This window comes from Thermomicrobiales bacterium, from assembly GCA_037045155.1.
Classification (GTDB): Bacteria; Chloroflexota; Chloroflexia; order Thermomicrobiales; family CFX8; genus JAMLIA01.
This window is the reverse complement of record JBAOIG010000005.1, coordinates 855,344-869,284: the sequence shown is the minus strand read 5'-3', so window position 1 is coordinate 869,284 and position 13,941 is coordinate 855,344. Positions and strand designations below refer to the sequence as shown.

At 65.3% G+C, this 13,941-nt stretch carries 12 protein-coding genes; 7 read left to right on the top strand and 5 right to left on the bottom strand.

Annotation, left to right across the window (positions count from 1 at the left end):
* Position 1: 1 nt before the first annotated feature.
* The 3 genes from V9F06_14155 to V9F06_14145 form a co-directional block, all read right to left on the bottom strand.
* Positions 2–2,602, bottom strand: a complete 2,601-nt coding sequence (locus V9F06_14155; protein ID MEI2618752.1) for a S8 family serine peptidase — start codon at positions 2,600–2,602, stop codon at positions 2–4.
* 521 nt (positions 2,603–3,123) lie between these two features.
* A complete protein-coding gene (locus tag V9F06_14150; protein ID MEI2618751.1) occupies positions 3,124–5,790 on the bottom strand; it encodes a zinc ribbon domain-containing protein in 2,667 nt (888 codons plus the stop codon).
* Positions 5,787–6,380: a hypothetical protein gene (locus V9F06_14145; protein MEI2618750.1), complete on the bottom strand. Its 594-nt coding sequence runs from the start codon at positions 6,378–6,380 to the stop codon at positions 5,787–5,789. The genes V9F06_14150 and V9F06_14145 overlap by 4 nt, the downstream gene beginning before the upstream one ends.
* A 382-nt stretch (positions 6,381–6,762) precedes the next feature.
* Here V9F06_14145 and V9F06_14140 point away from each other — a divergent pair, with 382 nt between their 5' ends.
* The 3 genes from V9F06_14140 (at position 6,763) to V9F06_14130 (ending at position 9,298) form a co-directional block, all read left to right on the top strand.
* Positions 6,763–7,074, top strand: a complete 312-nt coding sequence (locus tag V9F06_14140) for a hypothetical protein (protein ID MEI2618749.1) — start codon at positions 6,763–6,765, stop codon at positions 7,072–7,074.
* A complete protein-coding gene (locus V9F06_14135; GenBank protein MEI2618748.1) occupies positions 7,071–8,072 on the top strand; it encodes an MBL fold metallo-hydrolase in 1,002 nt (333 codons plus the stop codon). Before V9F06_14140 ends, V9F06_14135 begins: the two co-directional genes overlap by 4 nt.
* 269 nt (positions 8,073–8,341) lie before the next feature.
* The gene (locus V9F06_14130; GenBank protein ID MEI2618747.1) at positions 8,342–9,298 is read left to right on the top strand and encodes an agmatinase; all 957 of its coding nucleotides are present in this window, start codon (positions 8,342–8,344) and stop codon (positions 9,296–9,298) included.
* A 3-nt stretch (positions 9,299–9,301) separates the two neighbouring features.
* On the opposite strand, the gene V9F06_14125 is transcribed toward V9F06_14130, so the two are convergent.
* Positions 9,302–9,601 (bottom strand): antibiotic biosynthesis monooxygenase family protein, encoded by a 300-nt coding sequence (locus V9F06_14125; GenBank protein ID MEI2618746.1) that lies wholly within the window; start codon positions 9,599–9,601, stop codon positions 9,302–9,304.
* Between the two features lie 122 nt (positions 9,602–9,723).
* Between V9F06_14125 and V9F06_14120 the strand changes: the two genes are divergently transcribed.
* From V9F06_14120 to V9F06_14110, 3 genes are all read left to right on the top strand, one after another.
* Positions 9,724–11,463, top strand: a complete 1,740-nt coding sequence (locus V9F06_14120; protein MEI2618745.1) for a DNA methyltransferase — start codon at positions 9,724–9,726, stop codon at positions 11,461–11,463.
* A gap of 151 nt (positions 11,464–11,614) precedes the next feature.
* On the top strand, positions 11,615–12,499 hold the full coding sequence (locus V9F06_14115) for a type IIL restriction-modification enzyme MmeI (GenBank protein MEI2618744.1): 885 nt from the start codon (positions 11,615–11,617) through the stop codon (positions 12,497–12,499).
* An 86-nt stretch (positions 12,500–12,585) separates the two neighbouring features.
* Complete coding sequence (locus V9F06_14110) at positions 12,586–13,038, top strand: hypothetical protein (GenBank protein MEI2618743.1); 453 nt, start codon at positions 12,586–12,588, stop codon at positions 13,036–13,038.
* Here V9F06_14110 and V9F06_14105 read toward each other — a convergent pair.
* Positions 12,992–13,360, bottom strand: a complete 369-nt coding sequence (locus V9F06_14105) for a hypothetical protein (GenBank protein ID MEI2618742.1) — start codon at positions 13,358–13,360, stop codon at positions 12,992–12,994. The two genes, V9F06_14110 and V9F06_14105, sit on opposite strands and share 47 nt — an antisense overlap.
* On the opposite strand from V9F06_14105, the gene V9F06_14100 reads away from it, so the two are divergent.
* Positions 13,353–13,691 carry a hypothetical protein gene (locus tag V9F06_14100; GenBank protein MEI2618741.1) on the top strand — a complete coding sequence of 113 codons (339 nt, stop codon included), beginning with the start codon at positions 13,353–13,355 and terminating at the stop codon, positions 13,689–13,691. The genes V9F06_14105 and V9F06_14100 overlap by 8 nt on opposite strands.
* The last annotated feature ends 250 nt before the right edge of the window (positions 13,692–13,941 follow it).

Below are 13,941 nucleotides of genomic sequence, written 5' to 3'. Positions count from 1 at the left end.
GCTACGGCCGCTTGATCGTCACGACCGGCGATGTCCAGGTCTCCCAGTCCGAGGACACGCCGGGGTTGCCCAGCGCCTTCAGGACCGACACCTTGAGGATGTACCGCCCGTTCGGCACCGCGACGACCCGCGCGCCGTTCGGGCCGGTGCCGTCCCACGGAATCGCAAAGAAGCCAGTAGTGGTGCTGTTCCGCGGCATCAGCCACTCGTTGACCGCCCGAACACGGAATCGGCCGGTGTTGGCGTCGAACACGTCGATCCGCAGCAGCGCCGACTGGTGGTGGAAGTGGGCGAGAACAAACGGAATGTCGTCGCCCTGCATGGTGTAGGTCGCCCCGGATAGCCGGTCCTCGAAGTCGCCGGCAACGAGCTGACCCAGCACTGGCATGCCATACGGATTCGGCGTCAGCACCGTGATCTTCTGGTAGTCACCCTTGAGGCCGGCGTACGGCACCCGGTACACCTGGCCGCCACCTCGTGGCGTGAAGGTGAGGTAGCCGCCGTAGATGGTGAGGTCGTCATACGCCGAGTTTGGCGTAATCGTCACGGTCACGCTGGCGCTGCGGCCGGCCGGGACAGTGACGCTTCGTGGGTTGAAGAAGACCGACGATGGCGCATAGCCAAAGCTCGGGGCGAACGTATTGCCGTATGTCGCCAGCGCGTCTTCGTTCGACAAGTCGTAGGTGACCGGGCTGGACGATGTGTTCCGGATCGTCAGGGTGCGGATCGCCCGGTTGCGGTCACTCTCGCCGAGCGAGAGCTTGCCGGGGCTGATCGTCGTCGTCGACAGGACCGCCTTATCGATCTGGAGCATGCCCGCGCCCTGGCGGTGGACGTTGTCCAGAATGCCGAGGCCTGGATTACCCCACCAGTTCTTCGGTTCAGCGCTATTCTGAAGGATGTCGCGCACCGCGCTGGGCGACAGGCCCGGCCGGGCCTGCAGCAGGAGCGCGACCGCGCCGGCGACGTGCGGCGAGGCCATCGAGGTCCCGCTGATCGTCGCGTAGCCGCCGTCTGACAGCAGCCAGGTCGAGCGGATCAGCCCGCCCGGAGCGCCGATATCCGGCTTCAGCGTCAGGTCGGCTGCCAGGCCGTAGGAGCTGAACGATGAGATCAGCCCGCCGGTCGGGTTCGGGAACGTGCCAGAGCCGCTGGTCCAGGTCATCGTCACGGATCCACTGGCCAGCCGGCCGTCAATCAACGCGCCGTCGATGTTCGAGATCGCCACAACCGGGATCGTGACTGCCGGCGAGCCGCTGACCGTCGCCGCAAAGAGCCCGGCGACATTGTTGTAGAGGACGACCGCGATCGCGCCCGCCTGCTGCGCGTTGTACGACTTCTCGTAGAACGAGCAAGTCCCGCGTCGGATCAGCGCGACCTTGCCGGTCAGGCTGCCCGGGGCGGGCGCAACCTCATTGCAGGCATCGTTCGGGGTCGAGGTCGTGCCGGTTCGGGCCATCAGAGAGCTACCGCTCGTCGGCGCAGCCCCGCCGCCGGAGGCCTCCATGTAGCCGATCGACTTGTTATCTGGCGTGATCGTGAAGGAATTCAGCGTCACTATGGTGTTGTCGAATGACGCGACGCCGATGGCGTTCGCGGCGACGCCCGGTGAGCCACTGGAGTAAATGCCGGTCGAGCCGGCATTGCCGGCCGCCGCAACGAGGACGACGCCACGACGCACCATCCGGTCCGCCGCCTGGCCAACCGGATCCTGCGGCCAGGTGTAGTCCTCGCCGAGGCTCATGTTGACGACATCCATGCCGTCCGCCACAGCGCGCTCCATCGCCGCCAGGATGACGTCGTCGTTCGCCGACCCCTCGCAGCCGAAGACGCGGTAGGCCCCGAACGTCACACCCGGCGCGACGCCGGTGACGCCGGTCGGGCTGGCAGCCTTCGCGCCAACGATGCCGGTGACGTGCGTGCCGTGGCCGTTGCAGTCCATCGGATCAGGACCCGGCTGCGGGACCGGTTGGTAGTTCGGGTCATCGGGATCGGCGTTGTAGCTATCGCCGACAAAATCCCAGCCAATCGCGACGCGACAGCCGGGGCCGAAGCAGCCGCCGAGATCGGGGTGGTGATAGTCGACGCCGGTGTCGATGATGCCGACCTTGACGCCCACGCCGGTCAGGCCCAACTCAGACTGCGCGATATCCGCGCCCGTCATCGCCAGCGCAGACTCCATCTCGGGACTGATCTGCGTTCCGGGGTCGTACGTTATCTTGCCGATCGGGTAGACCGCTTTGATGCCGCTGATGCGGCTCAGCCTTCCGATATCAGCCGGATTGATCTCGACCGAGACGCCGTTCCAGAGTGTCTGGAACGAATAGCGCTCTGTGAACCGAACGCCGTCCCTGTGCGCGGCGGCGAGGAATGTCGAGCGCTCACGCGAGAGCGTGGCCGCGCTGGCGCCGTCAGCTGTCGGAAGGCTGGAAAGCTCAACGAACCACAGGTTCGTCGATTCATTGCGCCTGACGCCGTCCTCCGCCGACGGGGCCGGAGTCAGGGGCTGTAGTCCGCCCTTGCCAACCGCGCCAAGCGGGAAAGCCGATAGAAGCATCATCACGCCGACGAGCGCGAGAAGGCGGAGTCGTCGCCTGTGCATAGTGTCCCCCTGCTATGAATCGTTGCGCACAACGGGCGACGCGAGGCGCGCGCCCATCCCCCCCACGGATGACGGAGTAGCCCTCTCCCCTCTCGACAGACCGCCGCGATCTCAGCGCGCGGCAAGAAGCTGGCAATTGTCCAGATTGGTTCAGAGAATACGCTCCGACCTGATCGGCGTCAAGTGAGCAGAATTCGCGTATACGGAAGAGCCGCCCTGTGCTGGTTCCGCACACCTGCCCATCGTCCGGCCCGATGGCACGACAGGCGCAGAGGCGCTGATCGACGGGTTCGTCGTGGGGATGCTAATGGGACGAACAGAGGCCCCACTTCATTCGATCAGGCGTTCGGCAACATCGCGAATGATAAGCTCGACTTCGCCGCGTTGTAGCGACAGTCAAAGATCTCGAGGCTGTGATAGTACAACTGAGGTAGCAGGACCATCGGATCGGCAGCAGGTCGCACCACGATGGCGCGACCTGCTGACCTGAGGGATCCAAGCAGTGCGGCGGTCCCAACGACTCAGTCGCGTGGCGTCACAGATTCGACGCCGGCCGACGCGGGCAGACCGGCGCCACACCTCGGACAATAACGTGCCTCCGGTCGCACCGAGGCGCCGCACTGGTCGCAGAACACTTGAGACGGGGAATCGGCCACCGTCGCCGGTGGTGGCGGCTGTGCGGGCTCAGGCACGACTGCGCCACACGTGGGACAGAATTTCGCCGACGGAGTCAGTTGGCCGCCGCACTCCGAGCACTGACGGCCGGCCAGCAGCCCTGCGGCGTCCTGCTTCGGTGTCATCGGCTTCCTCCGCGCGGCGCTGGCCCGCTTCCGGGACTGCTTCGGCGCGGACGCCGCAGCAGCCTTCGTCGCCTGATTACGCTTTCCGCGCGACCGCAGCCACAGCGCCCCGCCAAGCAGAACCACGAACCCCGCAATCACCTTGGCAATGAGTCCGGTCTGGTCACTCTCGGGAGTGCGTGTTGCGACACCGACCGTCGGCTCGTCATCTGATCCGGACGGCGGCTGAACCACTGCTTCATCGTCCGGCGTCAGGCTCACAATCGGCGCGACGGCGGACCCATCGGCGAGCAGGAGTTCCCGTTCCTCGCTCCGTGGATCGACGGCCATCGTCAACACGTCGCCTGTGGCGACTGGCGCCGACCAGAGATCGACCCGGCCGCTGTCGCCATCTCGCCAGAGGAGCGTGAACGTCCCGTCGTCCGAGGCTTCGAAAACGATTTCGTGCGACTCAGCGCCGAGGTCGACCCAGGTCACGCCCCAGGTCTCCGACTCAGGCTCCAGCAGCGGCACGAGTTGCAGGGGATACCACCCCGTCAGCGTCTCGGTGTCCTGATCCAGCCGCAGCTCGCCGCTGGAACCACGCCACGTCACGCTGACTGGCGATTGCGTCTGGTACAGGTCGGGGCTGGTTCCCGAGGCTGCAGCCGGACCGACAGCGTCGAGATGGACCGTATCGGACGATAGCGATGGCGCCTGGCCGGCCGGCGGAGGCTCTCCGGGGAGTTGCGGGGTGCTCGGACCAGCCGGCTTCTGCGCGCCCGGCGGCCCCCAACGGATCCCGTTCTCTCGCTGGCTGTAGTAGTTGTGCAGCTCGTGGCCGATCTTCGCGCCCCAGACGTTGAAGCAGAACTTCTCCGGATCCGCCTCGGACCCTCCGACCCAACGCAACCACTGCTCGGCGACGTTGCTGAAGTCCGATGCCATGCTGGCCTCATCGGCAAACAGGTTCTGCAAGTAGCTGGTGTAGATGGAGGTCAGCAGTGCGCGCGGCATGTTGAGGACGCCAAACGCCAATGGCGCCACGCCGATGTCGCCCATGGCCTGCATCTCGAAGAACGTCGTGCCGAACAGGTGGTACCACGGCCCGGCGTTGTCGCCGTTCTCAGCAGCATCCTGCGCATTCGCGAAGGTGCGTCCCGGATATCCGCGAATCGGCTCGAGATAATCGGTGAACAGCGACGGCTCGTACACCACCCCAGTGGACGGCGTATCCCCAGTGCCGGGCAAGAACGCGTCGTCGCGGCCGGCCGACCGCATCGTGTTGTGGACCAGCAACATCGCCTGCCGGACGTCACCCTTCGTCTGCTCCAGCGCCAGGTACGTCACATCGGCCGGGCTAAGCTTCGCGTGTGCCGGATCGTTGTCCACGCGTGCCTTGATGGCCGCGAGTAGTGCTGGCTCGGTCCCCGGCCCTCCCCAACGCAGCAACGCGTCGTCCGGATTGTTGAATGAGAACTCGTCGGCGACCACGTTGACCGAGATAAGCTCGACGGTGTCATCCGGCGTTGCCAAATTGAGATCACGATCCGACCACGAGTTCACCATGAACTTGCTCATGCCACCTTCGTGGCCCAGCCAGTCGATCGCCCGCAGCGTCCCACGCCAGGAGACGGAGGTGTAGCTTGGCGCGTCCTGGTGTTTGAAGTCGTAGTCCGAGATGCCGGTCATGATGTCAACCAGGAGTTGGTCGCCGCTCTTTCGGATCTTGGTTGGAGATGATGGGTCGGGGAAGCGTTCGTATAGCGCGGCTCGGCCAAAGTAGCGCCAGGCCTCCTCGCAGAGCGCGAGCTCGTTACCGGCGAACTGGAACGTGCGGATGAAGTTTTCAACCTCCATTTCCTGGTTGCCTACCCACATCGCGAGGATGCCGATCGCCCGGTTCGCGCCCGGGAGGTCGACACAGTAGGAGCGATACCGAATCCCGACCCAGGGCTCCCAGCCCATCTCCGACGTCCATCGCTCCACATTGCCATCGATCGTGCGCGTCTGGGCTCTCCAGCTCCCGGCCTCGAACGCTCCGTCTTCGATGGGAAACCCCGTCCGGAATCGGACATCTCCCGTACCCCAGTACGAGAGATTGTCGCCGTCCTTCGGCAGCATCTCACCAGCCAGACACATCTCCACCGTCCCGCCCATCGGCATGAGATCGGCCACGGTGATCCCCGGCCAGTCCGTGCCGGTCTCCGCGCCAGCGGTGAACGTTGTATACAAATATTTGTCATCCGGCAGCGGCGCCTCGGACCAGCCCGTCGGGAGAGGACCATGGGTGAAGCCCAGCTTGGAGGTGTCCTGATCTTCAGCCGATGCGCCCCGCGGAGGCGCGATGACCAACATCTGGCCGACCAGAAGCAGCAGGATAGTAACCCGCACGACTCGCGCAATCATGATCGCCTCCGTGCTGGGGCGTGTGATACATGTTCATTGACATATTCGACGACCTCATCGAAGAGCGCAGCAGGGCAATAGACCCGCTGCACCGTCCGCCAGCCGGACCGTAGCGAGATGGCTCGCTCACGTGGGTGGACAACGACGCGGCTGATGTCACGCCAGCGGATCGACCCGGATGTGGCCGAGGACGCGAGCATGCCAGCGCCCGCGACGGTCGGCTTGCGCATGAGCAGACCGAGCAGCGCGATCCCGACCATCAGGCGCGACTCGCGCGATCCGCTGCGCCAGGACACGCCGTTAGCATTAACGCGGAAGCGGGTCTCCGTCCGAATGACGTGCAGAAGCGTCATCGCGATGAGCGCGAGCCCGAAGACGATCAGCATGACGAGACCGAGAATCTGCCAGGGCAGCAGAATAACCTCGCGGGCAAACACCAGGCCAGCGATGAACACGACCACCTGCATTCCGCCGACCGACAGGGCGACCACCCACAGCATCGTTCCAAGCAAGTAGCGGCTGAGTACGGGAATGCGGTAGCCCCACTCCAGCGTGCCGCGGATGTCTGCCGGTTTGGGCGGCAACGCCACCCCACACTCATCGCAGTACGCCTGCGACGAATCGACCGCCGCTCCGCACGCGGGACACGCCGAGGACGACGCGCCGCCTGCGTCCGAACGGGACGAGCGCGCAGCAGAGGCCATATCGAACCTCCTCGCCGAGAAACCACTACAGAGCCAGAGCCAGGCGCATGGAGAACTGTGAATATGTCCGGTGACAGTATGGGTGGCAGCACGTGAGAATTCCGTCAACAATCCCTCGTGTTCGTGACAATCTCGTTTCAGCAATCGCGTATCGAGGAGGAAGCGGCGCTGGCAGAGACGCCGTCATTCGATGTCCGGGGTACGCCCGGGCAGGCTGAACGGCTGGTATCCTGCAACGAGATGAATTGTCGGCAGGAGGGGGACGAGGATGATCGCCGCGCTGGTGCTGTTCGGGAATGGTGACGGGATACCGCAAAGCGACGCGGTGAGCCGCTTCGAGACGACCGCGCCCAACTATCGCGGTCGCGCCGGCCTGCATGCCAAGGCATACATCTACGCCGAGGACGGCGCCGACCTGGGCGGGTTCTACCTCTGGGAGTCACGCGAGGCGGCCGAGGCAGTCTACACCGACGAGTGGAAGGCGAAGGCGGCCACGCTCTACGGCACGCCTCCTGATATCCGCTACTTCGACGTGCCGGTCTTCATTGATAACCTCAGCCCGACGAAGGAGGCTCGGTGAGCGACGACGAACGCTACGCGCGCTTTCACCAGGGCGGCCGCTGGCAAGGCCTGCCGGTCCAGGTCCGCGACGACGCCGCGCCGCACTTCGAGCCGGTGACGGCGCGTGTCTTCCGACGCGAGCCGGCCGCTGGCGAAACGACTGACACACTGCCAACCGACGCGCCGGATATTCTGATGTTCGGCGTGCCGAACACCGGGATGATGGCCGGCCAGCCGACCAATGTGTTCCTTCTGGGATATGTCGACCAGGGTGGCCCGCTGATGCTCGTCGACACCGGCGACCACGGTAGCGAGCAAGCGCTGCTCGACGCGATCGCCGCCAGCGGCATCGACCTTGCCCGGATCACCCGGATCGTCCTGACCCATTGCCATCCAGACCACGTCGGAAACGCCACGATGCTCAAGCAGGCAACCGGCGCGCCGGTCTGGGCGCATCCGCTGGAGCGGGCGCAAATCGCGCATTTCGCAAAGGGGCTGGTCGTCGATCACTGGATCGAGGACGGCGAGACCATCGAAGGCGACGGCTTCGCCGTTGAGACGATCTTCACCCCCGGCCACTCCCCCGGCCATGTCTGCATCGTCGAGCCGCGGAGCCGGGTGCTGATCGCCGGCGACATGATCTCCGGCTTCGGCAGCGTCGGCATCTTCCCGCCGAACGGCAGCATGCGCCAGTACATGGACAGCCTTCGACGGCTGCTGGCGGCCGACGAAATCGCGCCCTTCTCGCTGACCTGCCCCGGCCACGGCCCGGTAATCCCGGCCACAAGGGCGAAGATCGAGGAGTACATCGAGCACCGGCAGACGCGCGAGACGGAGGTCTACGACGCCGTCGTGGGCGGCGCGGCGACGCTGAAGGAGCTGCTGCCGATCATTTACCCCGGCATCCTCGACCACCTCTCGTTCGCCGCCCGCAGCACCCTGCAGGCCAACCTCGACAAGCTCGTCGAAGACGGCCGCCTCACCCGCGACGGCGACCGCTACACCACGCAAGGATGAACGATGCGTACGGACAGGACCCGGCCTGTCCGGCGCCCGGGCGCCATCTGGGCGATGGGCGCACTCCCCCGCCGATGCCAGACCGCTCGGCCGACGCCAAGCACACCGGGACGCGGGGATTGCCGTCTGCGGACGGCGGGCATCCCTACGAAGCCCTCACGCGGCTGGAGCAACATCGGGACGGGGATTGCCGTCTGCGGACGGCGGGACAGGCCGGGTCCTGTCCCTACGAAGCCCTCACGCGGCTGGAGTAACGAAGGAGTCATGGCATGCCCAACCCCCTGACAACCCCGCCGGCCGGCGGCCACACCTTCCTCAACGCGCCATTGGCCGGCGACCTGGCGAACCTCAACGCTGACGTCGCCATCCTCGGCATCCCCTACGGCGTCCCCTATGGCATGGCTGGCGTGGCCGGCCCCTGCTCCACCGCGCCGACAGCGCTACGGGCGCAGTCACAGAGGTTCGGCTACGGCCGCTTCATCGAGCATTACGACTTTGATCTCGACGGCCCGCTGCTGGATGGGCGCGCCGTCCGCATCGTCGACTGCGGCGACGTGGCCGCCGACCCGCTCGACATCCCCGGCAACTCGGCCCAGGCGACGGCGGCCACGCGCCAGATCGTCGCCAGCGGCGCGCTGCCGATCATGCTTGGCGGCGACGACTCGGTCCCGATCCCGTTCTTCCGCGGATTCGAGGGCCACGGGCCGCTGACGCTCGTCCAGGTGGACGCGCACCTCGACTTCCGCGACGAGCTGGACGGCGTTCGCGAGGGATTCTCCAGCCCGATCCGCCGCGCGAGCGAGATGCCATGGATCGACAAGGTCGTCCAGGTCGGGCTGCGCGGGGTCGGCAGCGCCCGCCCGAGCGACGTGCAGGACGCTCGCAACAACGGCAACCTGCTGGTGACTGCCGCGGAAGTTCGCCAGCAAGGAGTCGAGTGGCTACTGGGCAGGATCCCGACCGAACACCCATACCTCGTCACGATCGACCTCGACGGGCTGGACCCAGCGGTCGCGCCCGGGGTCACCGGGCCTGCGCCGGCCGGCCTGAGCTACGAGGAGGTGGCCGGCCTGCTGGCTGGTCTGGCGGCACGCGGCAAGGTCGCCGGGCTGGATGTCGTCGAGTACGCGCCCGGCATGGACGTCAACGGCCACACCGCGCTCGTCGCGACACGGCTGATCCTGACGCTGATCGGCGCGCTGTGCCGCTCGGGCCAGCTCGGCTAAACGCTACGCCGTCTCCTGCTCGACGACGGCGTACCAATGGTCGTCACCCCGGTCGTCGGAGGCTCCGTCGAGGAGCTCGCGGGTGCGCTGGAACGTCTCGGTCTGGTGCCAGCGACGCCAGGCGTCCTTGTCGCGCCAGGTGCCGACGATCACTCGGGCGGCCGGATCCGTCTCCGGCACAAGCAGATGGAGATCCACCCATCCGTCCTGCGTCCTGGCATCGGCGGCGCGCTCGGCGTAGGCGGCGTCCCACTCCGCCTCGTGGCCGGCCTTCACCCGCGTCTCGCTCATCACCGTCATCATCCTGGACTCTCCTCTCGTCAGCCAGACTGCAGCACGCCAAGTGCCACGAATAACACCCCCATCCCCCATCCCTTCGTTCGTTTATCATCCATAGACGCAAGCGATGCATGGGAGACCGCGCGATGCTCGTTCACGAGTTCCAGGCGAAATGGCGGAACGTCGAGCTGACGGAGCGCTCGGCGGCGCAGCAGCACTTCCTCGACCTCTGCCACATGCTCGGACAGCCTACCCCCGCTGAGGCCGATCCGACCGGCAGCTGGTACACGTTCGAGAAGGGCCTCACCCGCGCGGGCGGCGGGCAGGGATTCGCCGATGTCTGGATGCTCAACCACTTCGCCTGGGAGTACAAGGGCCGCCACGCCAACCTCGATGTCGCCTATCGCCAGCTCCTCATGTACAAGGACGACCTCCAGAATCCACCCCTGCTGGTCGTCTGCGACCTCAACCGCTTCCGCGTCTACACCAACTTCACCGGCGCGATCACTCAGGTGCACGAATTCACCCTCGACCAGATCGACCGTCCCGAGTTCCTACGCATCCTCCGCAACGCCTTCGAGGACCCCGACGCGCTCAAGCCCGGCATCTCCGTCGAGGAGGTCACGACCGGCGTCGCCGAGCACTTCGGCGATCTCGCCCTGCGGATGGCCGGCCGTGGCGTCGACCCGCACCGCGCCGCCCATTTCCTCGTCCAGCTCCTGTTCTGCCTCTTCGCCGAGGACATCGGCCTGCTGCCCAACCGCGTCTTCACCAAGCTGATGCAGTTCTCGGCTCGCAAGCCGGCCGAGTTCACCACCCAGATCGAAGCCCTCTTCGTCGCCATGCGCAATGGCGGCGTCGTCGCCTTCGAGGACATCCCCCACTTCAACGGCGGCCTCTTCGCCGAGGTCGACGTCGTCCCGCTCGCGCCCGACGAGCTGTCCGCCCTGGCCGAAGCGGCCACGCTGGACTGGAGCAGCATCGAGCCGTCGATCATCGGCACCCTCTTCGAGCGTTCGCTGGACCCGGCCAAGCGCGCCCAGCTCGGCGCGCACTACACCGGCCGGCGCGATATCGAGCGCGTCGTCGAGCCGGTGCTGATGGCCCCGCTGCGCCGGAGGTGGGACGAGGTCCGCGCCGAAGCTGAGGCGCTCCGCGAGGCCTGGCAGGCCGCCACGACCACCCGGACGGCCAACACCCGCCGCGCCGAGCTGATCGCGCTCCTCCGCCAGTTCCAGGACGAGCTGTCGTCGATTCGCGTGCTCGACCCAGCCTGTGGCTCCGGCAACTTCCTCTACGTCGCGCTGGTCGCGCTGCTGGATCTGGAGAAGGAGGTCTCACGCTACGCCGCCACCAGCGGCCTCTCGGCGATGATCAGCCAGGTGCATCCACGGCAGGTGATGGGGCTGGAGATCAACGAGTACGCCGCCGAGCTGGCCTCCGTCGTCATCTGGATCGGCTACCTGCAGTGGCTGCAGCAGAACGGCATGCTCGGCCGGCGGACGACCGGCGCGATCCTGGAGAGCCTCGACGCCATCCGCCTGCAGGACGCCCTCCTCGACCGCTCTGACCCGGAGCAGCCACGGGAGGCGGCGTGGCCGGCCGCCGACGTCATCATCGGCAACCCGCCGTTTCTGGGTGGCAAGCGACTCCGCGCCGAGTTGGGGGATCTATATGTGGATGACCTCCATCGGTTATTTGCCGGTAGTCTTCCACCGTTCTCGGACCTCGTCTGTTACTTCTTCGAGAAGACGCGACAGGAGATTGAGTCGGGAAAGGCCAAGCGCGCCGGTCTCCTTGCCACGAACTCTATTCGCGGTGGCGCGAATCGCACTGTCGTCGATCGAATCAAGACGACCGGCGATATCTTCATGGCGTGGGCATGACGAACCATGGGTAATCGACGGTGCTGCCGTCCGCATCTCAATTATCGGCTTTGACGATGGTGGCGAAACGCTTCGAACCCTCGATGGTAAACCGGTGAATTCGATTACTTCCGCTTTGACATCGGGAGTGGACCTCGCGCTAGCAGGCCGATTGACAGAGAACTCGGGCATCTCGTTCACCGGCGACCAGCCGACGGGGCCATTCGATATCAGTGCCGAGTTCGCGGCCAGATGGGTGGCGCTGCCCTTGAATCCGAACGGTCGACCTAACTCAGACGTCGTCCGTCCGTACGTAACCGCTTCCGATCTCGCTGGCCGATCTGCCAACCGCTGGATCATTGATTTTGGCGTGGATCTCGACGAAGCCGAGGCAGCGCTCTACGAGACGCCATTCGAGTACGCACGAATGCATGTCAAGCCGGTTCGGCTGAAGAACAAGCAGAGGATGGCGCGCGACTTCTGGTGGAGGCACTGGCGGCCTCGGCCGGAGATGCGACAGGCGATCACCGGCCTGAATCGCTACGTTGTCACACCACACGTGTCAAAACACCGATTCTTCACCTGGCTCGATGCTACCGCGCTTGCGTCAAACCTGTTGATCGTCTTTGCCCGCGACGACGACTACTTCTTCGGCGTCCTGCATTCTCGCGCCCACGAGGTCTGGTCGCTGCGGATGGGGACGTGGCTCGGCGTCGGCAACGACCCGCGCTACACGCCGACCACCTGCTTCGAGACGTTCCCCCGCCCCCGTCCGACCGACGCCCAGAGCGACGCCATCGCCGCCGCCGCCGGGAAGCTGGACGACCTGCGTCGCGCCTGGCTCGACCCCGAGGGGGCTGAACCCGCCGAGCTGAAGAAGCGCACCCTCACCAACCTCTACAACCAGCGCCCGACCTGGCTCGCCAACGCCCACGCCCGCCTTGACGCCGCCGTCTGGGAGGCCTACGGCTGGCCCGAGCCGCCGGCCGAAACCGACGACGAAACGATCCTCACCCGCTTGCTGGCCCTCAACCTGGAGCGGGCACAGACTGAGTAACGGTTTGCGATTGGGAAAACGTTTTCTGTCGACCCGGGTGTGATATTCCTGATCTAAGACGTACGTACATCCGAAAGGCATGCAGAATGAATGAATCGGTTACCCCAACCCGTGACTATGGCGGGCCGTATCTCGCCTGGGCGTTCCTTTGCGAGCGCGAGATGATCGAACGAGACGGAGTCCACAGCTTCATTCGCGCAATCGACCGCCTCGTCCACGTCGAACGTGGGCCGGACGCGCCTGTCGAGATGCCTGTAATCACATTCCCTATGTCACTCGTGATCGCGTTTCGCGCGGGTCAGGCGCGTGGGAGTAGCACGCTCGTCGTCGAGATCGAGTCGCCTTCGGGCATGGTCGCTGGAGATCCGCTGACGCTACCAGTCCACTTCGAGGGCGAGGATCGCGGCGCGCACTTCACCTTCTATCTCGGTGACTATCCGATTAGCGGCGCTGGTCTCTACTGGTTCACCGTGAAGCTCGACGATCGATTCGTCACGAAAGTGCCGCTACGAGTGGTGTACCAACGTTACACGTCGTAGTTCCCGATGGCTGAGATTCATCTTTCGGCTCAGTTGCGGAGGAACCCGAGAGCGTGATGCGGGATAGTATTTCGCCGTGGATGCCAGTGGTAATCGCGGCCCACAGGGAAGAGTGAAACTCGTCATCGGTAATCCGGCCATCGCGAAAATCGACCAGCAGACAGATAACAGCATCCACCAGTCTGGTCAGGTCAGGATCGCCGAGCTTCTCACTATCCCATGTGGCAACGACGAATCGTTCTTCGAAATCAAGGAACGGGATCTCATCGAGCAAATAGCGCTCGATCAGGGCTCGAAAAGGAGAATCGACGCGGATGACCATCGGGGGCTTTCCTTCCCGTCGCGTGCCAGCACAACACCTTCGCCGACTTTTCAATGAAGGTCGCTACTGGGAGCGAGCGCGTGACGGCGAGTTTCGCATGATTGTCAAGCGCAATCAAACCCCGAACCCCCCACCGTACGGTCATCCAGAAGGTACGCGCTCGCAGATCGTCTCCTACCTGCACGCTACGGGGGACAAAATCGCCGTTGTTCACCAGTACGTCTTGCCGGATGGCACAATCGGCGGATCCAGTGGGCGGCCCGATCCGAAGTACCTCCTCCATGAGGGCATCATCTACCAGCTGAACGACGATCCAACAGCGACTCCCTGACTATCTCCGGTCTGTGTCTGTACAGCCCAGAGGGCGCCTGCGGGCGCGGACAGGCCAGAGGCACTGTCCCTACGTCACTCGTTGCGGTCTCCATTCGCTTGTCGTCCCCATTCCCGATTCCCGATCCTTAAGGGATCAGGAATCGGGAATCCGGATGGCGCGTCCTTCTCTGGCGCGGGGTTGGGCGACATGGCACAGAGGGCGTCTGCGGACGCGGACAGGCCGGGTCCTGTCCCTACGTCACCTCTCG

Coding starts and splice junctions, on each gene's coding strand:
- V9F06_14155 (MEI2618752.1), bottom strand. CDS start 2,602: ATGCACAGGCGACGACTCCGCCTTCTCGCGCTCGTCGGCGTGATGATG.
- V9F06_14140 (MEI2618749.1), top strand. CDS start 6,763: ATGATCGCCGCGCTGGTGCTGTTCGGGAATGGTGACGGGATACCGCAA.
- V9F06_14150 (MEI2618751.1), bottom strand. CDS start 5,790: ATGATTGCGCGAGTCGTGCGGGTTACTATCCTGCTGCTTCTGGTCGGC.
- V9F06_14105 (MEI2618742.1), bottom strand. CDS start 13,360: ATGGTCATCCGCGTCGATTCTCCTTTTCGAGCCCTGATCGAGCGCTAT.
- V9F06_14100 (MEI2618741.1), top strand. CDS start 13,353: ATGACCATCGGGGGCTTTCCTTCCCGTCGCGTGCCAGCACAACACCTT.
- V9F06_14130 (MEI2618747.1), top strand. CDS start 8,342: ATGCCCAACCCCCTGACAACCCCGCCGGCCGGCGGCCACACCTTCCTC.
- V9F06_14125 (MEI2618746.1), bottom strand. CDS start 9,601: ATGATGACGGTGATGAGCGAGACGCGGGTGAAGGCCGGCCACGAGGCG.
- V9F06_14110 (MEI2618743.1), top strand. CDS start 12,586: ATGAATGAATCGGTTACCCCAACCCGTGACTATGGCGGGCCGTATCTC.
- V9F06_14120 (MEI2618745.1), top strand. CDS start 9,724: ATGCTCGTTCACGAGTTCCAGGCGAAATGGCGGAACGTCGAGCTGACG.